The 23,422-nt window shown below is 69.6% G+C and carries 18 protein-coding genes and 2 pseudogenes; 7 read left to right on the top strand and 13 right to left on the bottom strand.

The features are described from left to right. Nucleotides 1-632: pseudogene (locus AC08OV_RS07665) on the top strand (hypothetical protein); the annotation flags it as partial. On the opposite strand, the gene AC08OV_RS07660 reads toward AC08OV_RS07665, so the two are convergent. Beyond that, a complete protein-coding gene (locus AC08OV_RS07660; RefSeq protein WP_476612716.1) occupies nt 574-981 on the bottom strand; it encodes a pilus assembly protein TadG-related protein in 408 nt (135 codons plus the stop codon). The pseudogene AC08OV_RS07665 and the gene AC08OV_RS07660 sit on opposite strands and share 59 nt — an antisense overlap. A gap of 541 nt (nt 982-1,522) precedes the next feature. Here AC08OV_RS07660 and AC08OV_RS07655 point away from each other — a divergent pair. The 3 genes from AC08OV_RS07655 (at nt 1,523) to AC08OV_RS07645 (ending at nt 7,385) form a co-directional block, all read left to right on the top strand. Beyond that, nucleotides 1,523-1,672: a hypothetical protein gene (locus tag AC08OV_RS07655; RefSeq protein WP_476594070.1), complete on the top strand. Its 150-nt coding sequence runs from the start codon at nt 1,523-1,525 to the stop codon at nt 1,670-1,672. Nucleotides 1,673-2,023: 351 nt separating this feature from the next. Beyond that, nucleotides 2,024-3,712 (top strand): CocE/NonD family hydrolase, encoded by a 1,689-nt coding sequence (locus tag AC08OV_RS07650; RefSeq protein ID WP_476619485.1) that lies wholly within the window; start codon nt 2,024-2,026, stop codon nt 3,710-3,712. A 190-nt stretch (nt 3,713-3,902) separates the two neighbouring features. Beyond that, nucleotides 3,903-7,385, top strand: coding sequence for a phosphotransferase (locus tag AC08OV_RS07645; RefSeq protein WP_476612700.1), 3,483 nt, complete (start codon nt 3,903-3,905; stop codon nt 7,383-7,385). A 306-nt stretch (nt 7,386-7,691) separates the two neighbouring features. Here the strand turns inward: AC08OV_RS07645 and AC08OV_RS07640 are convergent, their stop codons facing one another. The 5 genes from AC08OV_RS07640 to AC08OV_RS07620 form a co-directional block, all read right to left on the bottom strand. Next, on the bottom strand, nt 7,692-8,135 hold the full coding sequence (locus tag AC08OV_RS07640; RefSeq protein WP_462203519.1) for a hypothetical protein: 444 nt from the start codon (nt 8,133-8,135) through the stop codon (nt 7,692-7,694). Nucleotides 8,136-8,320: 185 nt separating this feature from the next. Next, a complete protein-coding gene (locus AC08OV_RS07635; protein ID WP_476612699.1) occupies nt 8,321-8,821 on the bottom strand; it encodes a TadE/TadG family type IV pilus assembly protein in 501 nt (166 codons plus the stop codon). Nucleotides 8,822-9,121: 300 nt separating this feature from the next. Beyond that, nucleotides 9,122-10,072, bottom strand: coding sequence for a type II secretion system F family protein (locus AC08OV_RS07630; protein WP_476619484.1), 951 nt, complete (start codon nt 10,070-10,072; stop codon nt 9,122-9,124). Then, nucleotides 10,069-10,959, bottom strand: a complete 891-nt coding sequence (locus tag AC08OV_RS07625) for a type II secretion system F family protein (RefSeq protein WP_476619483.1) — start codon at nt 10,957-10,959, stop codon at nt 10,069-10,071. Before AC08OV_RS07625 ends, AC08OV_RS07630 begins: the two co-directional genes overlap by 4 nt. Beyond that, nucleotides 10,959-12,266, bottom strand: a complete 1,308-nt coding sequence (locus tag AC08OV_RS07620; RefSeq protein WP_476614103.1) for a CpaF family protein — start codon at nt 12,264-12,266, stop codon at nt 10,959-10,961. Before AC08OV_RS07620 ends, AC08OV_RS07625 begins: the two co-directional genes overlap by 1 nt. 593 nt (nt 12,267-12,859) lie before the next feature. Here AC08OV_RS07620 and AC08OV_RS07615 point away from each other — a divergent pair. After that, complete coding sequence (locus AC08OV_RS07615; protein WP_476614102.1) at nt 12,860-14,602, top strand: PAS domain-containing protein; 1,743 nt, start codon at nt 12,860-12,862, stop codon at nt 14,600-14,602. A 24-nt stretch (nt 14,603-14,626) separates the two neighbouring features. On the opposite strand, the gene AC08OV_RS07610 is transcribed toward AC08OV_RS07615, so the two are convergent. The 6 genes from AC08OV_RS07610 to AC08OV_RS07585 form a co-directional block, all read right to left on the bottom strand. Next, nucleotides 14,627-16,180 carry a hypothetical protein gene (locus tag AC08OV_RS07610; protein WP_476614101.1) on the bottom strand — a complete coding sequence of 518 codons (1,554 nt, stop codon included), beginning with the start codon at nt 16,178-16,180 and terminating at the stop codon, nt 14,627-14,629. A 439-nt stretch (nt 16,181-16,619) separates the two neighbouring features. Then, a complete protein-coding gene (locus AC08OV_RS07605) occupies nt 16,620-17,114 on the bottom strand; it encodes a DUF6912 family protein (RefSeq protein WP_462187078.1) in 495 nt (164 codons plus the stop codon). Between the two features lie 83 nt (nt 17,115-17,197). Further along, on the bottom strand, nt 17,198-18,238 hold the full coding sequence (locus tag AC08OV_RS07600; protein WP_462187079.1) for a patatin-like phospholipase family protein: 1,041 nt from the start codon (nt 18,236-18,238) through the stop codon (nt 17,198-17,200). 231 nt (nt 18,239-18,469) lie between these two features. After that, the gene (locus tag AC08OV_RS07595; protein WP_462187080.1) at nt 18,470-18,973 is read right to left on the bottom strand and encodes a transcriptional regulator; all 504 of its coding nucleotides are present in this window, start codon (nt 18,971-18,973) and stop codon (nt 18,470-18,472) included. A 528-nt stretch (nt 18,974-19,501) separates the two neighbouring features. Then, the gene (locus tag AC08OV_RS07590; protein ID WP_476614100.1) at nt 19,502-20,839 is read right to left on the bottom strand and encodes a CpaE/TadZ family protein; all 1,338 of its coding nucleotides are present in this window, start codon (nt 20,837-20,839) and stop codon (nt 19,502-19,504) included. Next, a complete protein-coding gene (locus tag AC08OV_RS07585; RefSeq protein ID WP_476614099.1) occupies nt 20,836-21,609 on the bottom strand; it encodes an SAF domain-containing protein in 774 nt (257 codons plus the stop codon). The genes AC08OV_RS07590 and AC08OV_RS07585 overlap by 4 nt, the downstream gene beginning before the upstream one ends. 308 nt (nt 21,610-21,917) lie before the next feature. Here AC08OV_RS07585 and AC08OV_RS07580 point away from each other — a divergent pair, with 308 nt between their 5' ends. Continuing rightward, entirely contained in the window at nt 21,918-22,154 is a 237-nt protein-coding gene (locus AC08OV_RS07580) for a helix-turn-helix domain-containing protein (RefSeq protein WP_011435224.1), read from the top strand. A 20-nt stretch (nt 22,155-22,174) separates the two neighbouring features. Here AC08OV_RS07580 and AC08OV_RS07575 read toward each other — a convergent pair whose 3' ends face one another. Beyond that, a complete protein-coding gene (locus tag AC08OV_RS07575) occupies nt 22,175-22,744 on the bottom strand; it encodes a hypothetical protein (protein WP_476593300.1) in 570 nt (189 codons plus the stop codon). A 156-nt stretch (nt 22,745-22,900) separates the two neighbouring features. Here AC08OV_RS07575 and AC08OV_RS07570 point away from each other — a divergent pair. Beyond that, nucleotides 22,901-23,422: pseudogene (locus AC08OV_RS07570) on the top strand (LysM peptidoglycan-binding domain-containing protein); the annotation flags it as partial.

The raw sequence follows: 23,422 nt of genomic DNA, 5'->3' as shown, positions 1-23,422 counted from the left end.
CCACCCGGGCCCTCATCGCCGGGAAGGTCGTCACCAGCGCCTGTGCGGCGACCGGCGACCGGGCGGGCGTCCGGGACGCCGTCGCCAGAGCCTGGCAGACGATGGAACGGCTCGACGACACCGCCCACGGCTCGCCGGGTTTCTCGCTCGACACCTACTCCCCGGCGGATCTTGCCCTGGCCTGCGCCGAGGCCCTGACCACCGTCGGCGCGGCCGACGAGGCCATGCCTCACCTGGAACGCGCCGCGATGTTGATCACAGGTAGCGGCCAGACGGGCATGGTGGTCTCGGTGCGGATGGCGCAGGCCCGGGCCGCACTGGCCCGGGAGATCCCGGATCGCGACGAGGCAGCCCAGCACGCCACTCAAGCGGTGGCGCTGTCTGCCGGGCGGCCGGCCGAATGGGTGGCCCGGCTGGTCCGGGACGTGTCGGATCTGGCCGAGCGCCGCACCGGCCACGGTCTCGACGATCTCATGGACGCCACCTCGACCTGGTTGCATCAGGGGTCGGAGGAAAGCCAACAGGTGGCGCGCACGCAACCGGCGCGGTTCGGCGTTCCGGCGCCGGCCGGCGTCATGGTGCAGCGGGCTGGCGGACCACCGACTGTGCCTGCGCTCCGGCACGTACCGTGACCGGACCCACCCCGAGGGAGCCCACAACCGGAAGGTCGACCACACGCGTGCCCTCCACCTCCACCGTCGTCGCGTCGACGAGGGTGGAGGTGAGGATCGTGCGGCCACTCGGATCGGCCCGGCGCTGGTACTGATCGACGGTCGTGGCGATGTCGGCGAGGGGCAGGCGCTCGAAGGCGTCGGTGGCGGTGTAGATCGCGTTCTCGTCGATGCGCTGGGCAGCAGCCAGCGCGGCGCCGTCGGCGGCCGAGGCCACCGACCGGCGGGCGAGGTAGACGGCGGACACGTCGGTCACGACGACCACCAGCATCGCCGCGACCATGAGATACCCCAGCGTCAGCACGAGGATGGTCCCGCCGTCCGCAGGACCGGCTCCGGGCGAGCGGACGGCCGGGACCGCCCAGCCGGCGCCGGGTACCCGGACGGACCGCCCCGACCCGCCAATGCCGAACGCGCGCAGGAAACGGGGCACCTGGATTCCGCCACTGGTCACGGGCACGCGTTCTCCTCGCGGACGCTCCCGGCACAAAGCTAGACGGGCGAGGGTAGGAATCTACCATCCTGCCTGACGACCTCATTGCATCAGGTACGTCCCCTGGGACGAGGAACGTCCGCGCGGAGGCCCTCGATGAGGGCCGCGACCCCGTCGAGGATGCGTTCCAGCCCGAAATCGAAAGACCGGGCGGGCGGCCCATCGCCGCATCGGCCATGAGCATGAGCATGAGCAGTTCGTCCTTGACGGAGATGTAGCGGTAGAGCGACATCGTCGCCGCGCCTGGTTCCGCGGCAACCCGGCTCATGGACAGGCCGGAGATCCCCTCGGTGCGGGCGACCTCGATGCCGGCACCGCCCGGGTTGCCGGCCACGACGTACTCACCCAGCGTCGCGAGGTGCGGCGGCGCATCAGCCTGACCGGCCAGTACGCCGCGCTCGACAAGGCGCGGACCGGGGAGGAGAACCTGTGCCTGCTCGACGAGCTCGCCATCATCGCGGCCTCGCTCCTGCTGGCCGGTGTCCTGTTCAGCCGCCGCACGCAGTGACGTCCGGGCCGCAGGCAAAGCCTGATCCGGATCAGCCGTCGCGGCATGCCGCACGCGGTGGGACGTCGGAACCGGAAAATAACGCCATCACTTCCTGCATCAAGCCGAAAAACGCGCTGCCAGCCGAATGCGGGTCAACACCATCCTGCCGTACGGCGCGCGGACAAAGTACTCACCTCACCCCTGACGATCGCGTACACCTCTAGGATCCGAACCCGTGCACCGGGAGACTTCCGCACCACGGATCCGATATCCGGATCATCACCTCGTCACGGTCGCGGACGATCGCGCGCCCGTCGGCCAGGTTCGCCGGCAGGCTCCTTTTCCCACGCCCAGAAGGGGATCATCCGAGTGACCACGACCGTCAAGACCACGAACGTGTTCGATTTCGCGCCCAACGACAGAACACTGCTCGACGCGGAGATCGCCGCTCTTGAGAACCTCGAGAGCGGCGACTTCAGGAATCTCCCGCCGGCGACCGTGGCAAAGTTCGAGGAACTGCGGGGAGCGGGGGCCTTCAGCGCGACCAGGATCCCCGGAGCCGATGCCGGCGTCCAGCTCGACGCCGGCGTGCTGGTCCCCCTCAGGCCGGGGCCGAACCCGGTCGTCATCATGCCGGCTCCGCTGGCGCCGACGGGGTGGAAATCGTATCCGGGGATGCTGCTGAACTTCGCACTCAAGGGATATCTGGCGGTCGCGTACAGCGAGCGTGGGCTCGCCGACTCCACGGGGAAGATCGACGTCGCCGGTCCGCGAGACCGGGCGGACGGCTCGGCCGTGATCGACTGGGTACTGAACACCTATCCCGACCGCGCGGATCCGGATCGAATCGGGTTCGCGGGGTCGTCCTACGGCGCCGGCCAGAGCCTGATCATAGCGGCGCACGACGACCGGGTGAGGGCCGTGTGCGCGCAGAGCGCCTGGGCCGATCTGGGCTGGTCGCTGTACGAGAACGAGACACGACACCTGCTGGCGTTCGAGGAGCTCACCAAGCTGTTCGGCGAGGAGAACCTCTCCGCCGAAGTCAAGGAGATCTTCGACGACTTCCGGGCCAATCGGAATATCGAACGGTTGCTGGAGTTCAGCGCGGTCCGTTCACCGGTGACCTACCTGAACGAACTCAACGCCAGGAGGGTCCCCATCTTCCTCGGCACCTACTGGCACGAGACCATCTTCTCGGTGCCCGCGGTGGTGGAGTTCTTCAACGCACTGATTGGTCCCAAACGTCTCCTGGTACTGATCGGAGATCACGGCGGCGACGAGATCAAGGGGTTTCTCGGCGGTATCAGTCGTCCGACAGCGACGACCTTCCGCTGGCTGGACCGCTTCGTTGCCGACGAGGAGAACGGCGTGGAGAACGACGGCGACGTGCACACCGAGTACATGCACAACCTGTTCACGGTCAAGAAACTCGCCAACTGGGACTCGTACACGCTGCCGCTGCGGCGCTACTACCTGAACGCACCGCTGCCGGGGACATCGGACGGCTCATTGACTCCTCAGCCCAACTCCGGGGGGAGCCACACCTTCCGGGCCGGCACGGACACCCCCGCCCTGATAGCCCCGGCCCTGGTCCAGACCGGCATCCTCGAAAGACTGGGGGCTCCGATCGTGTACGAGACCTCGGAGATCTCCCGCGAGGACGCCGCGGTGTGGTCGACCGAACCGCTCACCGCACCGAGTCAGATCACCGGGACCGTCTCGGCGCATCTCACGGTCACCCCGTCCGCGAAGAGCGCGACGCTCGTGGCGCACCTGTTCGACGTCGACCCGGGTACCGGTAAGGCAAAAATCATCACCAGCGCGCCCTTCACCCTGCTCAACGACCGCGAGGGAGAGACGCGGACGATCGACATCCACCTGCAGCCGGCCGACTACCGCATCACGCCGGGCCGCCAGATACAGCTGGTCGTGGACACCAAGGACAGGTTCTTCGGCGACGCCACCGTCACCAACAGCAAAATCGAGATCTCGTCCACCGACGGCTCCTCGTCCTACCTGGACATTCCGCTCGGCGAGATTCCGCTCGAGAACGACTAGCCGACCGGATCCCACGGCGCACGCCTACCCGGGCCGGAACCGTGGTCGCGGTTCCGGCCCGGGCTCGCCCGGGTGCGGGTCGGCAGGATCGCGCCGCAGCCCGATGTGCTGGTCCATCGTGCGTCGTCGAGCTCAACTATGATTGCATCGTCCTCGACGGTATTGCGGTCTGTGATGGTCGGAGGTTTACATGGCGCCTGCGCCACGGTTTCATCGGGTCGCCGCACTGCAGCGGCGTTTCGTGGACCGCGAACCGGTGCTGGCGGCTTTCGCCGAAGAGTTGACCCATATAGGTGACGGTCCACGGGTCTTCAACGCCACCGGCGTGGGCGGTATAGGTAAGTCACGACTACTGCGCGAGTTGAAGGACCGGGCGGCAACCCGGTATCGAACTGCATCACTCGATCTGCAGGTGCACTCGTTGCGCCAGCAGGAAGAAGCACTGGCGGTGCTACGCAACGAACTGGGGTCGCAAGGGGTCCACTTCGATCGCTTCGACATAGCCTACGCAGTGCTGTGGCAGCGGCTACACCCACACCTGCGGTTGAACCGTTCGGAACTGGCATTCATCGACGAGAGTTCCATTCTCGCGGATATCGCCGACACGATGACCGGAATTCCGGTTTTCGGTACGGCCCGCGGCCTTGTCAAGCTGTTGGAGCGCGGCGGCTCCGACGTACGCCGCCGCCTGCGGGTGCGGCGCGATCCCACCCTGGCGACGCTCGACGACCTGCCGAACAGTGAGCTCGCCGACGCCGTCACGTTTCTGTTCGCTGAAGACCTTCGGGCCGCCAGCCAGGATAGACAGTATGTGATCATCATTGACAGCCACGAGGCCCTGGTACTGAGCCCGGTACGCACCGGACGGGCGCAACTCGCGGATGCCTGGCTACGTGATCTCGTGGCACAGCTCGACCGTGGCCTGGTGGTCATCGCCAGCCGGGAACCGTTGCGGTGGGAACTGACGGATCCCGAATGGGACGGCCTCATCGAGATGTGCGACATCGGCGGCCTTCCCATGGAAGCCCGGCTAGAACTCCTCGACACCGGCGGGATCACCGATCCGTTCCAGCGCCAGATAATTGCGGACGCCAGCGCAGGTCTCCCATTCTATCTGAACCTGGCGGTGGACACGCACCTACAGACCGGTGGGCGGGTCAGCGGCGCCCTCGTGTCCCAACAGGAGATCTTGGCACGCTTCCTTCAGCATGTCGCCCCGGAAGAAATTCGATCGCTGGAGGTCCTGAGCCCGGCACGAATCTTCGACTATGATATTTTCCGGATGCTGACGGCCACATTCCATCTCCCGGGGCATCGCATCTCCTGGGAATCCCTCACCGCATATTCGTTCGTCTACCCGGCAAACACCGCGCTGCGGTTTCATCAGCTCATGGCCGCCGCTCTGCGGGAACGGCTTTCTCCGGGCACTACCACCGACATCCACGCCCTGCTACAGGGACTGTGGGAGAACCGGGCCGACCAGGCGACCGGCCGGGACAGTGGCACTCATGCCGCCCGCGCCCTGCGAGAGGCCGCCTATCACGCCCTCCAGGGTCGGCAGATCAGCGGCGACAGCATCCTCGGCTATGCCGACCGCGCGGTTCGCCGTGGGGGACACAGCGCCGCCCAAGGCATCACCGAGGACCTGCGCGCCCGGCTCAACGACCAGCCCGACCACGACAACTTGCCCGAAGCGCTGCGCTGCCTGCAGGCTGAGGCAGCGATTCGCCTCGGCGACGCGGCCACGGTCACGGCGCTGGTTCCCGAACCGGTCACCGCTCTGGCCATCGACACAATGGTCGGCGCGCGGCTCGCCGTGGCCGCCGGACATGGGCGGCGCATCGCCGGTGAGACCCGGGCCGCGCTCGGCGCCTACACCCAGGTCTGGGACCGCGCCACGGGGGCATCCCGGCTGACCGCGGGCCTGTGGGCCGCCGACCTTCACATGGCCCAGGGCCGGTTCCGAGACGCGGAAGTACTCGCCACCGACCTGGGTGCGTCCGCTCCGGGGCAGGACGCCGAGTTCCACGGAGACGTGGCCCGGATGCGTCACCTCGCCCACCGGTTCGCGTTCGAGTTCGACGCCGCCGCCCGCTATCTCGACGAGGCCGCCGCCCACTACGCCGCGGCCGACAGCGTCCTCGGGTTGGCCAACATCCAGACCAACCGGGCCGAACTCCTCGCCTACACCCACCCTGCCGAGGCAATCGTCGAGGCAGGCCAGGCGATCGAGATCCAACGCGAGATCGGCGCCCATCACGAGCTCGGCAAGGCGTATACCGCTCTCGCTGTCGGGCAGCTCCGATGTGGTCAACTCGACGAGGCCGAGACCTCCCTACGGTCCGCGTGCGCCGCCCTCGACGGGGTCGGGTATCGCTCCGGTCGAGCCCGCGCCGAGTTCTACCGCGCCTTGGTCCATGCTCGCCGGGGTCAGCTCGACGAAACGGTTTCCTCGCTCCAGTGGACAGTCCGCGAGCTGGAAGCAGCCGACGTCTACCCGACGATCATCCTCTGCTCGGCGCACGCACTGTCCATCCTCGGCATCGATGACGAGCAGGTGACCGCCGCCGCGAGCCGGGCACGGGCAGGAATCCAGCCGTTCGGCACGCTTACCGATCTTGACGCCCGCATTGAGGACTTCGTCGCCGACCTGCTCGACGGGCACACGTGGCGGCCCGACGAGCTGTACCGGCAGGCGGTCAGGCGCCCCGATGCCGCGTCGGGTTTCTACAACCACAACATCCGGATGGGCACGCCGACCGGAGACGTGATTGTCCGTATCCCGATTCCGGGCAGCGACATCATGGACCTGATGATCTGGCCGGAAGGGGATGTGCTGCGCGCCATCCGCGGGACCGTGACCCACGCGCCCCGTCTGCTCTACGCCCGCATGCAGCCCCGCTACCAGATCGTGGAATTCCTTCCCGGTCAGCTCCTCGATAACACCGCACCACGCGGCACCCGCGTTCCCGACCACGTCATCGGCGACGTCGTGGAGCTCTTCGGGCAGCTCGGCCTCATCCCGCGCGAACGCCTGCCGCAATCGCCGCCAGGCTGGCCGGCGGACGGGCGGACCGCCGACTTCGCCCGCAGCCTGTCCGCTGTCACCGCAGGCGTGCATTCCCGGTTCCTCCCCGACTTCGGCGATCTGTACGCCGAGTTCGGCATCCCCATCGACGCGCTCACCGAGATCAACAGTCGATGGACGACGCTGCACCCGCGGCCTTTCCGCCTCCTCCACACCGACATCCACCGCAAGAACATCATCATCTCGGATGGCCAAGCCTACTTCCTCGACTGGGAACTCGCCCTGTGGGGCGATCCGGTCTATGATCTTGCGGTCCACCTGCACAAGATGAGCTACCAGCCCGACGAGTCAGCCGCACTCATCCATGGGTGGACCTCCGTTGTCAACGGTCCGGCCGCCGAGGGATGGCAGTCAGACCTCGACACCTACCTCTCCCACGAACGGGTGAAGTCCGCCATCGTCGACACCGTCCGCTACACGAAAATCATCACCGAGGGAAACCTCACCCGTGATGACACACATGCATTCATCGACAAGCTCGTCGGGAAACTCGCCACCGCGCATGCCGTACTCAGCAACCGAGTGACCATCGACCACGAGGCCGCCGCAGCCCTCATACAGCGGTGGGCCGGCAGACGCCGATAGCCAGCCCAGCGAGAACGGCCAGGTGTCCGCGCGGCTCGACATCAGTGGAGTCCACGGACGTGCCGTACGGGGAGTAAGGGATGGCCTGCGACGATGCATGATCGCGTGGCGGCCGAGTTTTGGGGAGCCAGTCACGGTTCAGGGACCGCAGACCGTACTCAGCTCCCCCAAATTCGCCGGCCTGCATGCCTGCATGCCCGCATGCCCGCCGACCGCCCTCCATCTCGACTTTCTCCCCGACGGCGGCGTGTTCCTCTGCGCCGACTGCGAAACCCCGTTCGGCGCGCGCGTCGTCCCGGTGTCTCTCTACGGCTGGGTTTCCCGCCGGTCGGCGCGGAACTGGTCGATGACCACGGTGAACTGGCCGTTGACCGTGACGTCGGTGATGCCGGAGAACAAGGCACCGGTTCCTGGCAGCGCCACGACCGTACGGACACAGACGACGAACGACGCGCCTGGCTCCAGGGTTGCCGCGCCGTCCCCGGGATCCCCCGCACCACAGTCGGCGCCCTCGGGAGCAAATCGGACCTGTGGCGCGCCGGGGACGCCCTGGTCGGCGAGGGCGAGCTGCGCGGCGAGCCGCGCCCGGTCCATGCCCTGCGTCTCGCTGCCCGCGGTGGCGAACGCCCGCCCGGCCTCCCGGGCGGCCTGGGTCACCCCGAACGCCGCGCGCTGCACCGCGAAGACGCACAGGAACAGGTAGACGAACGGGACGAGCAGCACGACGGACAATCCAACGAATTCGATCATCGCCGAACCGTCGTCGGCCCCGGTCGCCGGGCCTGCCCGTTCGGGCCAGACAACGCGGCCTATGCGACCAATGCGACCGACGCGGCGCACGGAAGCCACGCAACCTGTCCTGATCATCAGGATCGTCCGCGGCACGGAGCGCAGGGCCGCCCGCGCGATCCGATCTCCCGCCACGACACCCCTCGTCACGGCAGTTCCTTGAGTGCGTGGCCCTTCACCGTGATCGTGATGCCGTCGCCCAGTGGGACTAGGACGAGCGGCACGGCAACCCGGCAGGTGACCTCCGCGAGCGGCGTGCCACCCGGCCCGTCGACCTGCGCCCCGGTGCAGACGGCGTCGGACCGTCCCGGGATGGTCCGCTCGATGAGGGCCTGGGCGTAGGGACCGCCCTCGCTCGCCGGCACGCCGAGGTTGGCCGCGTGCCTGGCTCCCTCGGCAGCGTCCGCCGCGAGCGTGTTGCGGATGTGCAGCACCAGACCGACCTGGATGATCCCCAGGATCAGGAAGAGCAACAACGTCCCCACCAGGATGAACTCGACGACGGCCGATCCGCCGTCAGCCGCGTCCGAGCCGTCCTCGACGCCGTCCTCGACGCCGTCCTCGACCGCGTCCGGTCGCTGCCCGGTCCCCCGGGGGCCGCCGTCGATCCCGTCCGGCCCCGCGGCGGCCGCGAGCTCAGCCGCCACCGCCGATACCCGACACCGAGTTGATGGCCGAGGTGAACAGGTTCTGCAGGGCGGGCGTCGCCAGGGTGGCGATCGCGACCACCAGCGCCGCCGTCATGACGGTTATCATGACCCAGCCGGGGACGTCCCCCCGGTCGCGATCATGGCAGCCGCCCGATGCGACGGCTGACCGCCAGGCCCGCCATCTCGCTTTCATGGCCTGCCCTGTTCGTCCCATGTCTCCTCCTTTAGGCTGGCTGATCCGACCTCGCCGGACGGGCGCGTCCACCTGCGGGCGGCCACCTGCGCGCCCCCGGGCACTCACTGCGCGATCACGGTGAAACTCACCAGGGCCGGGTAGAAGGCAAAGATCACGGTCGTCGGCAGGACGAGGAACACGACCGGGATCATCATCGCGATCTCCTTGCGGCCACCAGCCTCTAGCAGCTGCCGCTTGCCCGCCTCACGCGCGTCAACGGCCTGCGCGCGCAGGATGTCCGCCAGCGGCGTCCCCCGTTCGATCGCGACCGCCATCCCGTCGACGAACCGCACCAGGGGTGCCAACGCCGTGCGCGCCGCGATGCCCTCCAACGCCTGCACGAGGGTGGCCCCGGCGCGGGCGTCGGCCAACGCGAGCCGCAGCTCGTGCCCAAGCTCGCCGTGGGTCAACCGGCTGACCCGCTCCAGCGCCCCGATGGCCGACTCCCCCGCGGTCACCGCGAGCGCCAGCAGCTCGGCGATCGTCGGGAACTCCAGCAGCATCCGGTCCTCGCGCTCGGAGATCGCCCGCGACAGCCAGTAGTCCCGGGCCACCACCCCACCGGCCGTGCCGGCGACGATCAGTGCGACACTGACCAGGGCCGGCGGGCCGACGCCGAGCAGCGCGCGCAGCGCCAGCAGGAGGGCGCCGATCAGCGCCCCGCTGGCCGCGCAGATGACCTGCTGGACGCGGAACTCCTCGATGCTGGTCCGTCCGCCGGCCTGGGTCAGCCGGCGTCGCAGGGCGGCCCGGCCCCCCAGGAAACGGTCGAGCCGACCGGCGGCGTCCGCGAGTAACGGGCGCGCGAGCGCCTCGACCGCGGCGAGACCCGGCCGCGGCACCCCCCGCGGCCGGTCCTCGAGCAGCCTCGAGGGTGTGGGGGTGTCCCGCAGGTAGGGATCGATTCGGTCAGCGAGGTGGATGCGCCGGGCCCGGGGGGAGCGGTAGACGATGATGACCAGGCCCAGCCCGACGAGGAACCCGATCAGCGCACCGCTGGCGACCGTGGTCATGATCCCGCCCCCCGGCCAGCGGCCGCTCCCCCGCGCAGCACCCGGCCCTCCTCCGGCAACCGGCCGATCCGCTTCATGAGCAGGTAGGCGAGGGCCGACACGGCGCCGCCCACCACGAGCACCAGGACCCCGGTCGGGCTGTCGTAGGCTCGCACGTTCTGCCCCCGGGTGGCCAACAAGAGCAGCACGATCCAGGGGGCGGCGAGCGCGAGCCGGGCGGCGTTCACCGTCCAGCTCTGCCGCGTCTCGAGCTCGGCGCGGGTGCGGGCGTCCTCCCGCAGGAAGGTGGACAGCGTGCGCAACAGCCGGCCGAGGTCGGTCCCGCCGACCTCCCGGGCCATCCGCAGTGACTCGATGATGCGGTCGGCCACCGGATCGGCGAGCTCGTCGGCGAGGCGGTCCAAGCAGGCCGAGAACGACCCGGTGGCACTGTAGTCCTCGCCGAACCGGATGAAGGCCGGTCGCAGCTGTACCGGCCCCCGCACCCCCACCGCGGCCAGGCCCTCGGGCAGCGACATCCCGGCCCGCACCGCGCTGGACAGGTTGTCGACAACGTCCGGCCACAGCTCCCGCAGATCATGCATGCGGGCATGCCGCCGACGGACCACGAGGGCCCGGGGCAGCAGACTCGCAAACACGACGAAGGCGCCGGCCAGCGACACGGTCTCGGTGAATGCCAGGACGACCAGGCCGACCACCAGGCCCAGACCCAGGCTGATCATGACGAACTGACGCGGGGTCACGCCGCGGATGCCCGCCTGGGCGAGCAGGTCGCTCGTCGACCGTTCCCAGCGCGCCGTCGCCGACCAGGCCGCGAACCGCGGCCGGCCGCTGGTGACGATGAGGAACAGACCCAGACCGAACAGCAGGCCGAGGAAGATGCCCATCAGCGCTCCGCGGCGATCTCGGGCCAGCCCCGGCCGGGCCGATGATGATGGTAATCATGGTCGCCCTGGGCCAGCAGGGCGGGCAGGTCGTAGCCGGCGCGGGCGAACCGTTCGGGATGTGGCGGGAAGCCGTCGGCGCGGACCAGTCCGTCCGCGCGCGAGCGGTAGATCTGGGCGATCTCGATGACGTCCCCCTCCGTCCGGCCGGGCAGCGCGACGACCTCGGTGACGCGGCGCCGGCCCGAGACGTCCTTCTCCAGATGGACGACGAGGTCCACGCTGGCGGCGACGGTGGGCACCACGAAGGCATGGCTGACGTTCTCGCCGGCGAGCAGGGGCAGGGTGCACAGTTTCGTCACGGCCTCGCGAGCCGAGTTCGCGTGCAGGCTGCACATACCGGGCAGCCCAGAGTTGAGCGCGATCAGCAGGTCGAGCGCCTCCTCCTGGCGAACCTCGCCGACCAGGAGCCGGTCCGGGCGCATCCGCAGGGCCTCCTTGACCAGCCGGCGCAGCCGGATTTCCCCGCTGCCCTCCAGGTTGGCCTGCCGGGTCTGCATCGCCACCCAGTCGGCGGCCCGCAGCTTCAGCTCGAACACCTCCTCGCAGCTGATCACCCGTTCCCGGGCCGGGATGGCCGAGCCGAGACAGTTGAGCATGGTCGTCTTGCCGGCCTGAGTGCCGCCCGCAATGATGATGTTGAGGCCGGCGACGACGGCAGCGTCCAGAAAGGTGGCCGCTGCCAGCGTGATCGTCCCGAGATCGACCAGTTCGTCCAGGCTCGACGCGGACAGCACAAACTTACGGATGTTGATCGACCAGTGCACCCGGGTGACATCGGGGATGACCACGTGCAGCCGGGAACCGTCCGGAAGCATGGCGTCGACGAACGGGGTCGAGAGGTCCACCCGTCGGCCCGAGGACTTCAGCATCCGCTCGACGAGGTCCTGGACCTGATCGGCGGTCAGAATGGTCGTCGTCAGCTCGCTGCGACCGGCCCGGGCGACGAATACCCGGCCCGGCTCGTTGATCCAGATCTCCTCCACGGTGGGGTCGTCGAGGTGGCGTTGCAGCGGCCCGAACCCGGCAACCGCGTCATAGACCAGCCGGGCGGTGACGTCCCGGTCGACGACCGGGGGAAGGTCACTGACGAGAACCCGTTCCTCATAATCGGCGAGCACCTCGTGAACGAGCTGACGCACCTGCGCCGGGTCCCGCACGGGATCGAGAGAACGCCGCCGGACGAGCTCTCTGACCTCGTCCTCCACGAACGATGTCGCGTCCAGCCAACTGCCGCGTGCCACCGCCACGGAAACCGCTGCTCCTCCGGCTTTCGTCTCTTCCCGCCCCGATAATTGCCACGAAGCGTAGAAAGAAGGTCACTGGTAAGCAACCCCCGACGCCGGGGGCAGACGCAACAACGTTCGCACAACCCCCACCGGGGGCATGGAGCGGGTAGGGCTCAGGTAGGCCACAGCCCGTACAGGGTCCCCCCTTGATCACCAAGGTTGCTACTCTCCGCAGTCAAAAAGCGGTCGCGGACCGGACATTTGTCATCGCTCTGTGCTCATATCGACTGCACCGACGGTGCACCAACCGCCCCGGAAACGCCCGCGCGATTTCTCCCTCGAAACGACGCCGAGGCGATAGCCTTTCGGCGGTCCCTAACCCGAACATCCCTGTAGTCGATATCGCATCGCTGGGTCGACAGGCGGAATCCCCCCACCCCGCCGGTCTCATCCAGCGTCCCACCAACGCCTGCCTCGGGGGTCCCTTCCGTGTCCGGTCAGCCAACAACCAGCGCGGTCGCCAGCCGCTCGCGAGAACCTCATTCGGCCACCAGGGCGGCGTTGCCCCCGACGCCTCCCCGGCACGATCCCCCGGAGTGGAAAGGGGCATCACGATGAGCGGCGCCCGGGATCCCCGATCGTCAGACATGTTCGACACGACCGCTTGGAAAATGTTCTGGCGGATTGTCGAAAACTGCCCGGTCGCGGTATTCGCCACCGATGCGGCAGGCCGGTATCTCTTTGTGAACCGGCCGTGGTCCAAGTTGACCGGCGTTACCCGCGACGAGGCGGTCGGATGGGGATGGCAACGCATCGTCCATCCCGGCGACGTAGCGAACGTCGGCAGCCGGTGGCGGCGCCTCGTCACGCACGGCGACGGGTTTTCGATCCAGGTCCGGTTGATCCGACCGGGTGAACCACCCTGCGACGCGGTCATGCAGACGATGGTGACCTCGGCAGGGGACGGTAGACAACGGATCGTCGGCACCCTCACCGTGCCGTCGGCCAGTGCGTTCGGGAACGCCGCCGGGCCGGTGACGGGTGTGCCGGTGACGGGTGTGCCGGTGTCCTCGCCGCGGGTCCAAGGGCGTCACTCCCCGATCGGCCCATCGTCCGCGGACCAGCCCGATACCGACGACGTCGCCGTCCAGGAACGGGCCGAACCCGACCTCGCTTCCCGCGAACCGACGTCTCACGAACCGGCGCATCACGAAGCAGCGCCTCACGAACCGGCCGATCTCGAACACCTTGACGACGGGCAGGCCGAGCTTGACCGCCTTCGCCGTCGCGAGGCGGCTTTCGAACTCGCCGCTCTCGATCCCGACCTCCTCGACGGGCACCTGCTCGATCAGGATCTCCTCGGTCTCCAGGCCCTCGCCTCCGATGGGGTGCCCGCGGGCGATCTCGACAGGTTCGGCGTGCTCGACGGACCGGGCCCGTTTGATCTGCCGGACCAGTCCGACCGGTCGGATCGCCCCGATCGGGTGGACGAGATAGCCCGCCTGGACGGGCTGGACGGGCACGGTGACACCGAGGAGACCGATCTCGTCGACGCGGCCGGGGACCGCGAGGACGACGGCGAGTACCCGCAACGCGAAGCACCCTCGGCCTGGCCTCGGGCCGACCAGTCCGACCAGTCCGACCAGTCCGACCAGTCCGATCGGGCCGATCGGGCCGCTCGGGGCTGGGAATGGTCTGTTCCGCTTCCCCGCCGGCCGGTTCCCGGCGAACCGACGCCGGGCCGGGCGACATCCCGCGAAGCCACCGAGGATCGGCCCACAGTCGGGTTTCCCCGCGGGACGCTCCCGCCTGGCGCGGAGTGGCGCGCGGCCGTGGCCCTGCATCGCAGCGAGAAGGACGACCTGCGTCCCTTCGGACGCGCCAGGGGCTCGAACCACACCTGTGGCTGCCTGTTCACCGAGGCCCGACGGATCGAGGAGGCATGCCGGGACCGGGAACGCTGGCTGACGACCCTGCTCGCCGAACTGACGACCGCCGTGCTCATCGCCGACCGGGACGGGCGTGTGGTGGCGGTGAACCAGGTGTACTGCGATCTGTTCGATCTGGCGGACCTGCCCGTCGACCTGGTCGGAACGGATTGCCGGCTGCAGCTGCGTCCCCGGCCCGGGCTGGTGGACGATCCATCCGGATTCGCGACGCGCCTGGACACCCTGCTCCGTCGACGGCGGACGCTACGCCGGGAGGCAGTGATGTTCGCCGACGGGCGGGTGTTCGAGCGTAGCCACATCCCGCTGACCGCGGCCGACGGCTACCGCGGCCATGTCTGGCTCTACTCCGACGTCACCGACCGCCGGATCCTGGAAGCTGAGATCGAGGGACTCATCTCCGGACTGTGACGAGCGAGGTGGACGGCGGTCCGGTCAGTAGACGCCGCCGTAGTGCCGGGCCTGCAGATCCTGGGCCTGGCCGACCCAATCGTCAGAGACGATGCGGTCACCGAAGCCATCCAGCCGGTGAGCGAGCCGCTCGACGTCGGTATCACCCATTTCGGCCAGCTGACTGAAGGTTGTGATGCCCAACGCCCGCAGCCGGGCCTCGATCACCGGGCCCACGCCGACAATCTCCTTGAGGTTGTCGCCGCCCGACCGCACTGGATCGAGGAGACCGTTCCACCGCGGCGCGGGTTCCAGCACGACCCGGCTACCCGTACCCGGCTGGCCGCTGGCCCCGTTCGTTCCACCGGTGCTCCTGCCACCGGTGCTCTTCACGCCGCCGCCACTCCCCTGACTACTCGACGGCGGTCCGCCCGGGGCCGGTGGCCGGTTCTTCGTGGCAACGCCGCTCGCCTGGACCGTCGCCCCCGAGATGTTCGCCTCGGGCGACAGAGCCAGGCCGTGCGCGGGCAGCGCGCTCTTCGACGGCCCCGCATCGTTCGGGGTGACCGCGAGGTTCGACGGGACCACGCCGCCCGCGGCAGCAACCCCGACCGCGACGGCGGCCTCGGCGGTGGGGGCAGCCTCGGGATGCTCGGCACCGGCTTTCTCGTCAGAGGAGGCCTGGCCCAGAAGCGCCTCGGATTTCGCGATCCGCCCCAGCAGGCTGAGCCGTTCGGCCGCCCATTCGGCCTGGTGCCGATCCAGCCGGGTGGTCATGGTGGCCACCTGGCGTTGCGCGTCCTCCGCCTCCGTACGGGCCATGGCCAGCCGGGAGGAGAACTTGGCCGCCCGGCCCTCGGCCTCGACGAGCTGTCTGCGCAGCAGCTCGGCCTCATGGGCGAGCTCCGCCGCCGAAGGGCCGGCGGGATCATCGCCCGCCCCCGGGGAGCCCGCCGGCACCGGGCCGGCGGCACCCGGGCCGGCAGTACCCTCGCCGGCGGCACCCGGGCCGGCCGGGAGGGCCTGGGCCGCGCCGGGTGTCACGGCGTACGCCCGGGCCCGCAGCGCTGCCTCGATCTCCTCGACCCGGGCGCTTGCGATCACGGCATGGCGCTCCGCCTCGGCGATCCGCCGTTCGGACTCCGCGGCACGCTGTTCGGCGACAGCGAGCCGGGCAGTTAGATCCGCCTTCTCCAAGGCGACGTCGTCACGCTGCCGGCGCAACCGGGCGATCAGCTCGGCGGCCTGCCCTGTGCCCGTGCCGCGGGCGCCCGAACCGGGGACACCCGTGTCGGCGTCGCCGACGCCCGCCGCCACGGCGTTCCCGGCCTCGGCAGCGTTCCCGGCATTCACGCGGTTCACGTCGTTCGCGGCTGCCGCCTGATCGGCTGACGGGACCGCGCCGGGGCGGGATTCGTCGAGGCCCGAGCCGGTGCCGGCCGGTGTCTCCCCCGATCCCGCCCGATTCCGCGCGGCGTCAGCGTCGGCGTTGCGGGCCTGCCGGCGCAGCGGCGCGATCAGGAAGACCCATGCCAGCGCCGCACCAATGAGCATCGCCACCAGCACGTACGCCAGGATCTGCCCGGCGAGGTACAGCATGGGCTGCCAGCCTCCTTACCGCGGTAGGTCGGTCGAGATCACACCTGCCAGCGGGGGTGACATCTCGGTACGAAGGTTGTGGGAAGTGGAGCCCCCCTCGGCGCCATCCAGGTGGTGACCCGGTCGCCGCCGCAAGGCTCCCCAGCATTATTCGCAACGCCCGGCATCGGCCGCACCCGGGGAGGTTCAACCGTTGTCCACGTCGATCTCCCTGGGTGGGAAATCACCGTTCACGGACGTCAGGCGACGAACAGCACCCCAGGGAGGAGTGAGGAGTATGGGAAGACAACCGCAAGGGCCGCCCGTCGGGAACATTTCACGCCAGCTGGTCACCAGTCCAGACAGCATGCCCCAACGAGCCGTCAACGTGCGTGGTCTCCTCCCCCGCGCGGGGGAGACCTCCACCCCCGCGCACCCAACATCCGCGTCTCCGTCGGGGTCAGAGAAGACCGGGGAGCTCCTGAGGCGCGAACCACAGCAGTTCGAAGCCCTCGACGCTGTCCACGGTGAAGGCGGCGTCATCCCCACCGAGATCGGCCTCGACGATGCACTTCGCCGCCGCCGCGACCGCCGCAACAACCTCCTCGTCGTCTCCGTCGTCGACATGGATGGCCTGCACGGCCGACCACGGCACCGGGAAGTCCACCTCGACGGCACCCTGCTCAAGATCATCTCGTACCCGCACCTCGCCGTCCGCGACATCGGCCACGAAGACCATGCGCCGGCGCGGCGCGGACGGGTCGGCGTCCAGCAGCCGCAGGCTTGCCCGGCCGGCGTCGTGCAGCGCCGCGTACTCCAACTCCTCCTCGGACTCCGACTGGGCGTACCACTCACGCGTCGCGGGGGTGACCGCGAAGCCGGTGCCTGGGGGGATGCGCGCGGACTCCCAGACCGATCGGGCGACGGCCAGCGTGGACGGGAGATAGATGCGCACCCGCTCAGTGTGCAACCAACCGGGGCGAGCCGGCTACGAGGACCAGACCAGCCACGAGGACCAGACCAGCCACGAGGACCAGGTCAGCCGGCCAGGCCGAGCCCAAGCCGGCCCCCGCTCGCCTCGGCGTCGTCGGTGGCCCCGGCCACGCCGGAACGGGCGGAACGGGCGGCGGCATGCAGGGCCTCGCCCGTCGTACGCAGCGCCGTCTCGAACACCTGGGCCCGCCGGGTCAGATCCATCACGTTTCCGCCGATGACCTCGAGATCCTCCGGACCTGGGCAGAGCACCGTCACCCGGGTGCCCGCCGCCTCCACCATCTCGACCTCCCGCATCAGCCGGCGGGTGGCGGCCCGGCGGACCTGGCGTTCGACCCGGGCCACCGTGCCACGGGGTCGGTCGAGGTGGAACGAGCAGGCCGGGGCGAGCACCAGGATCTCCGCGAGGCCCGCGTCGGCGAGAAGATCGACCGATGCGGGCGATCGGGTTCCGCCGTCAACGAATCGCTGGCCGTCCACCGCGACCGGGGCGTACCAGCCGGGAATGGCACACGACGCCATCACCGCCTCGGACAAGGTTGCCCGAGGCGCATCGGCCACACCGAACAGCACGCGCTCACCGGTGTCGAAGTTCATGGCCACCACCCGCAGCGCGGGCCTGGTGGGCCACCCGGTCGGATCGAGGCCCTTGCGGTCCATCGCCGCGGTCACCAGATCGCCGACCGCGGAGATCTTCCCACGGCCCTGTGGAAGCATCGCCGCCAGCGTGACCATCGGCGAGGACCGCCGGGGGTGCCGGGCACTGGCCGTCAGCAGCCTCGGTGAACCCATGCGCATCCGGGGGCGCGGGGGTAGGGAGGCACCGAGGTCGCGGTAGTCAAGAACGGGATCCCCCGCCTCGTAGATCCCCCGCTCGGAATTGGCCATCACGTCGATGCCGATCCCCAGACCGAGCAGGGCCGCGACCACCGAGCCGGCGGACGTGCCGACCACCAGGTCGGCTCCGCTCAGATTGCGGCCGGTCGCGGTCTCGACCGCCCGCATCGCGCCGATCATCCAGGCGGAGCCGAGCACTCCACCGGCTCCCAGGACCAGACCTCTGCGTGGGGCCCGTTTCCTGGTCATAGTCCACCTCCCGGCGCGGCGACCGGGAAGGGAGACGCATCGCGCTGGGATGCCCGCCGCCCGGCATGCTCGCTGCCATGTGGGCCGCCCGGTCGCACCTGGGCCGACCCGCCCACGAACGGCGTGCCCGCCTCGTCGGGACGGCCAGGGATGGGCCGGTAACAGTCCATGGTCCGCGTTGACCGTACCTTGCTGCTCCCGGCGCTCGAAGCGCCCGGGCAGTCCACCGGACTACTCCGGCGGCTCCTCGCTACTCTCTTCGGGGAAGCTGGTCTCCAGCACTCCCCAGTTCCGCAGCCGCTCGGCGAACTCCTGGGGGGTCGTGTCGTGGAGCAGGGCGAGCGCACGCACGTCGCCATCCCGGATGGACAGCACACGGCCGGCGTAGTCGTCCCGTTGGCGCTGGATCTGGGCGACCCACCGACGGACGAGAGCAGAGGAGTCCGGCGGAGCCTCGCTCAGCTTCTCCAGGTTGAGCACCGTACGTGGGCGACGCTCCCGCGGCGGCAGCTGATCCTCGTTGGGCAACAGCGCCGAGACCGGGACTCCGTAGAATCCCGCGAGTTCGGAGAGTTGATGCACGCTGATCATGCGGTCACCGCGTTCGTAGGAGCCAACGGCAGCGGTCTTCCACCGCCCCCGCGACTTCTGCTCCACTCCCTGCAGCGACAGACCCTGCTGTATCCGAATCGCCCGCAACCGGGCGCCCACGGCCTTCGCGTACTCTCGGCTCACCCGACACACCCCCAGCCGTCTCGAACGAGCATCACGTACCTCTCGCCACGCCCATAGGAGATCAAGGTACGACTCGTGTGGTGCTGGCGAGGCATGCTCCCACTAACGTAACGTTGCCGAAAGAGACCGCTCGCAGATACATATACGATGCTACGTTGCGTGACTTTCTTGTACGACTTCTCTCGCATCTCAGACTCTACGGATTAAGAAAGCTACTCTATGTAGTAAATTTTATAAGCTCGGAAGCTATCAGTGAGATCTCTCTCACGACTTGACCGAAGTCCCTCCACACAGCGATGCCCCCAAATTGCTCGCTGTAACCGCCCCCACTACACCAAGATGGCGACACGAATACTTTATGTCACGGTTACGCCAAGGGCGTAACCGTGAGTTGCCGACGCCGCGCAAGCAATCGGCCGGACGGCAGCAGGCCCAGCGGCAGGCCCAGCGGGGGATGCGGCCCCGGCTCGTCCGTCGGGACGGCCTGCCCGCTCACCAAGATCACCTGGTTCGCCGGACTCACCGAGTTCACCGGGCCTGGCGCCGCAGGCTCCCCCGCCGACGGCGGGGAGCCGCCGGGCGGCCAAGCAGCCGGCCGGCCAGCTCCCTGATCGCCAGCCGGGCCGGGGAGGTCGGAGCGATGTCACGCAGGAGCTGTCCGGCCACCTGGGCGGCGTCCAGCCCGGCGAGGTCGTAGGGCACCAGGGCCACCGGCTCGGTCCCGGTGTGGCGCAGAATCGCCCGACTGACCTCGCGGACCGGGTCTCCGCCCACGACCGAGGCGCGCAGCCGGTTCACCACGACAAGCGGGTCGACGGAGGGGACGGTCTCCCGCAGGTCGGACAGTCCCCGCACAAACCGGACCAGACCGACCGGTTCGGCAGACGCCACCGCCAGCACGACGTCGGCCGCGCCCAGCACGGCGAGCGTCGCTCCGTTACGCCGGGGCGCGGAGGTGTCGAACGACAGTTCCTCGTCCGTCTCCAGGCAGAACCCGCAGTCCACAACGACGAAGGACGCCAGGCGCCGGGCCATCGACAGCACGGTCTCAACGGATGCCGGGCGTAGCTCGGGCCATCGCGAGGGGCGGGGGATGCCGGGCAGCACTCGCAGGCCGCCGCCCAGATCCCGGCACAGTACAGCGAGCCGGGGCACGTCCAGCAGCCCCTGGTTGGCCGACCGGGCCGCCGCAGCCAGACCGGGGGCCTCCTCGAGCAGGCCGACGAGCTGCCCGACCGCGCCGCCGTAGGAGTCGGCGTCCACCAGCAGGGTGGAGGTCCCCAGCCCGGCGAGTTCGGCGGCCAGGCACAGCGCGATCGTGGTGCGTCCCGGCGCGCCGGCCGGACCCCAGACCGCGATCACCCGGCCCACCCGGCCGTCGCCCGGTCCGATCGGCCCCACGCCGTCGGTGACACCGATGGCCGGGGCGAGCGGCCCGAACCCGACGAGTGGTTCGCTGTAGGAACCGGGCGCCCGGGTCGCCGGCGCGGCCGCGTTCGTCGCCAGCGCCCGGGATGCCTCGACGACCGCTCCCGCGATGACCTCCGCGGTGGCGTCCGAGGGGATGACCGCGGCCACGCCGAGCTGCCGCAGCCGCCGGTCGCCGTCCTCGTCGCCGGGGGCGGTCAGCCCGACCACCGCAATGCCTGCCATGGCCAGGCGGGTCAACGCATCCCGGTCGAGCCGGCGCAGGTCCGCAGACAGCAGGGCAGCCCGGGCCGCGCCGGTGGTCGCCGCGGCCAGCAGGTCCGGCAGGTCGACGCAGCGGCGCACCACCGTAACCCCGAGGTCGCGACGATCGAAGGCCGAGACCAGGCCGGCCTCGACCATCGCATCGGTGACAGCGGTGAGGATCGGCAGGCTCACCGGCCGTACCCCGGCACGGTGGTCGGTCCCGTCGAGCCGACCCCACCGCGGGAGTCGCGCTCAATCTTCACGACGTCGACCCGCTCGCTCTGCGAGGCCGCGACGGCCTGGATGGCGTTGTCCACCGGCACGCGCAGCGTTAGCGAACGGTCCCCGCTGGTCAACTTCTCGAGGCTGACGAACTCGACGTCGTGCAGGACCAGCGCCTCGGCCCCCGCGCCCGCGGGCGCGGCCGGTGTGCTCCGGCCGGCCTGCTGATCGCCCCCGGTAGTGCTCGGCGCGACGGCGCCGCTCTGGAACACGAAGACGTCCACATGGTCACCCGGTCCGAGGGCCGGCAGCCGCCCGGCCTTCACGATGATCGGCACCAGCCGCGTCGGCTGGGTGTTCTGGCCGGCGAAGTCGGGCCCGCTCACCAGCTCGCCGGTGTCCACCGGCCGCGCCAGGGTGGCGCCGACCAGGTCGTCGAGACGGCTTCCCGGGTAGTAACGACCCGAGGTCCTCTCGTCGAGCCTGGCCGGCACCGTGGCGAGATCCCCAGCGATGATGATGTGCCCGGCCGGCATGTCCACCTTGGCGACCACCCACTGGCGGGTCGCGTCCGCGCTGGCGAACAGCCGCGCCCCGACGACCACCGAGACGAGCACGAGTAACACCCCGACGAGCAGCCGGGAGTCACGCCACCGTCGGCGGGTCAACCGACGGGCCGGGGGTGATGCCGGTGGCGGGGACGCCTCCGGGCGGGCCGGTGCCGCGGCGAGCTCGGTCACCGGGAGACCTCCCTTTTCTCCTGGCCGGACCATTGGTACATGTTCGCACCTTCCGGTCGCAGAGCGTACGCGGTCGTCGGCCCTGAGCCCAGCCAAACCAGCGAGGAATCGGATGCGGACCGAACGGGATCCGTCGACCTCTGGGCCAGGCGGGCACGGGTAGCGGACCAGTCCAGTACCTGCGAGCACGGGCTTTTGGCGGTATCCGCGTGCACTTATCCACAAGCACACGCATCCGGACGCGATAAGCGGTGGTATCTCTGATACACACGTGAGGAGAGAAATCTGCCCTCAGAAGGAGGACTTTGATGAACGACCGCTTCCTTCAACTCAGCGATGTGGCGGACATCCTCAACATCTCCTCCAGCCAGACCTACGCGCTTGTCCGCTCGGGCGAGCTCCCCGCCATCAAGATCGGGGGACGGGGCCAGTGGCGGGTGGAGCGCACCGAGCTGGAGGCGTACATTCAGCGCGCCTATGAACAGACCCGGGCCTTCGTCGCAGCCAATCCGATGAGCCGTAACGAGGCTCCGCCCGAGGACTAGGCGCAGTAGGCGCGGCGAGGTCAGGGGATCCGACGAACGTAGGCGATCGCGTCGAGGGGGATGGTCCAGCCGGAACGGATCTGGCCGCGCCGGGCGAACTCGCCGACGGCGTGTTCGGCCACCTCCAGGAAGTCCGAGCCGACCCGCACCGGCGTCCCGTGCAGGGTCACCCCGTCCACCAGCATGAGCGTGCACGCCGAGCGGTCCCGGACGAGCCCGCGCAGGACGTACCGCAGATCCAGCTTGGCCGCCAGCGGACCCTCATGACCCGGCTGGGCCGAGACCACCGGCAGGTTCTCCACGGCCAGCAGCGACCGCACCGGCACCAGAGCCTCCGTCGCGCCGGGCTCGGCGATGAGCAACCAGTCCACCCCCAGGGCCGACAGGGTGCCGTGCAGGATCTCGGGAGCGCGCTGACCACCCAGCACCCGGCAACGCGCCGGGTGTCCGACGACGGGTCGCATCCGATCGATCAACCGCAGGTAGGCAGCCTCCCGTCGGCTGCGGTCCGCGAGCTCGGCGGAGAGCTCGGCGGCCTCATTCGCCTCCCACTGCAGCTCCAGGTCGGCGAACAGATCCTCCCATCGCACGAAATTCCTCCCATAAAGGTAGATTTCGCTCACTTCCCCCCGCCACCCCTCACTCCCCACACAAGCAGGGTTGACAGCGAGCTTTCAGGGGTTTACACAAGCAAACGTAGGCAAACGAACGATCTCGACAACATCCGGCGGACAGGAGCACCCACAATGATCGCGAGGGCGGCTCGACAGACGCTGGCGCGGTTCGCCGGCGCGACCGCGGCCGCAATCACGGCGATCATATTGATCGTTTTCGGACCCCGGCTGGCCGACCTGCCGGAGAGCATCGAGGCCGCCCCAGAATGGTTCGCCGCCGCGCCCGAGCAGGCGCTGGCCACGATCATCGGGGTCGTCGCCTGGGTATGCCTGCTCTGGCTGTGCCTGGGGGTTCTGCTCAGCGCGCTGTCGGCCGTCCCCGGCGGAGTCGGCCGGCTCAGCGCGGCGCTGGCCCGCCGGATCGTTCCCCGCACGATGCGGCGGATGCTCGAGATCGGCCTCGGAGTGACACTCGTCGCCGGGGTGGCGCCGATCATCGCCGCGGTCCCGGCCTCCGCGGCCACCGGACCTGCGGGGACCGGTGTCAGTGCGGGCGCCACCGCCGCACTGCCCGATCTGGACCGGCCCACCACCGTCGGCCACCCCCCGAACCCGATAGCCAGCTTCCCCGGCCTCGACCGCCCCCCGGCCGGC

The sequence above is a fragment of the Frankia sp. CeTa3Moorea genome (genome assembly GCF_978021225.1).
The sequence above is the reverse complement of the archived record's forward strand: the minus strand, read 5'-3'. Positions and strand labels throughout refer to the sequence as shown.

Excerpts from the sequence above, each read along its gene's own strand:
- AC08OV_RS07625 (WP_476619483.1), bottom strand. The coding sequence starts at position 10,959 with ATGGGCATCTTCCTCGGCCTGCTGTTCGGTCTGGGTCTGTTCCTCATC.
- AC08OV_RS07645 (WP_476612700.1), top strand. The coding sequence starts at position 3,903 with ATGGCGCCTGCGCCACGGTTTCATCGGGTCGCCGCACTGCAGCGGCGT.
- AC08OV_RS07630 (WP_476619484.1), bottom strand. The coding sequence starts at position 10,072 with ATGACCACGGTCGCCAGCGGTGCGCTGATCGGGTTCCTCGTCGGGCTG.
- AC08OV_RS07600 (WP_462187079.1), bottom strand. The coding sequence starts at position 18,238 with ATGACCAGGAAACGGGCCCCACGCAGAGGTCTGGTCCTGGGAGCCGGT.
- AC08OV_RS07580 (WP_011435224.1), top strand. The coding sequence starts at position 21,918 with ATGAACGACCGCTTCCTTCAACTCAGCGATGTGGCGGACATCCTCAAC.
- AC08OV_RS07610 (WP_476614101.1), bottom strand. The coding sequence starts at position 16,180 with ATGCTGTACCTCGCCGGGCAGATCCTGGCGTACGTGCTGGTGGCGATG.
- AC08OV_RS07615 (WP_476614102.1), top strand. The coding sequence starts at position 12,860 with ATGAGCGGCGCCCGGGATCCCCGATCGTCAGACATGTTCGACACGACC.
- AC08OV_RS07640 (WP_462203519.1), bottom strand. The coding sequence starts at position 8,135 with ATGATCGAATTCGTTGGATTGTCCGTCGTGCTGCTCGTCCCGTTCGTC.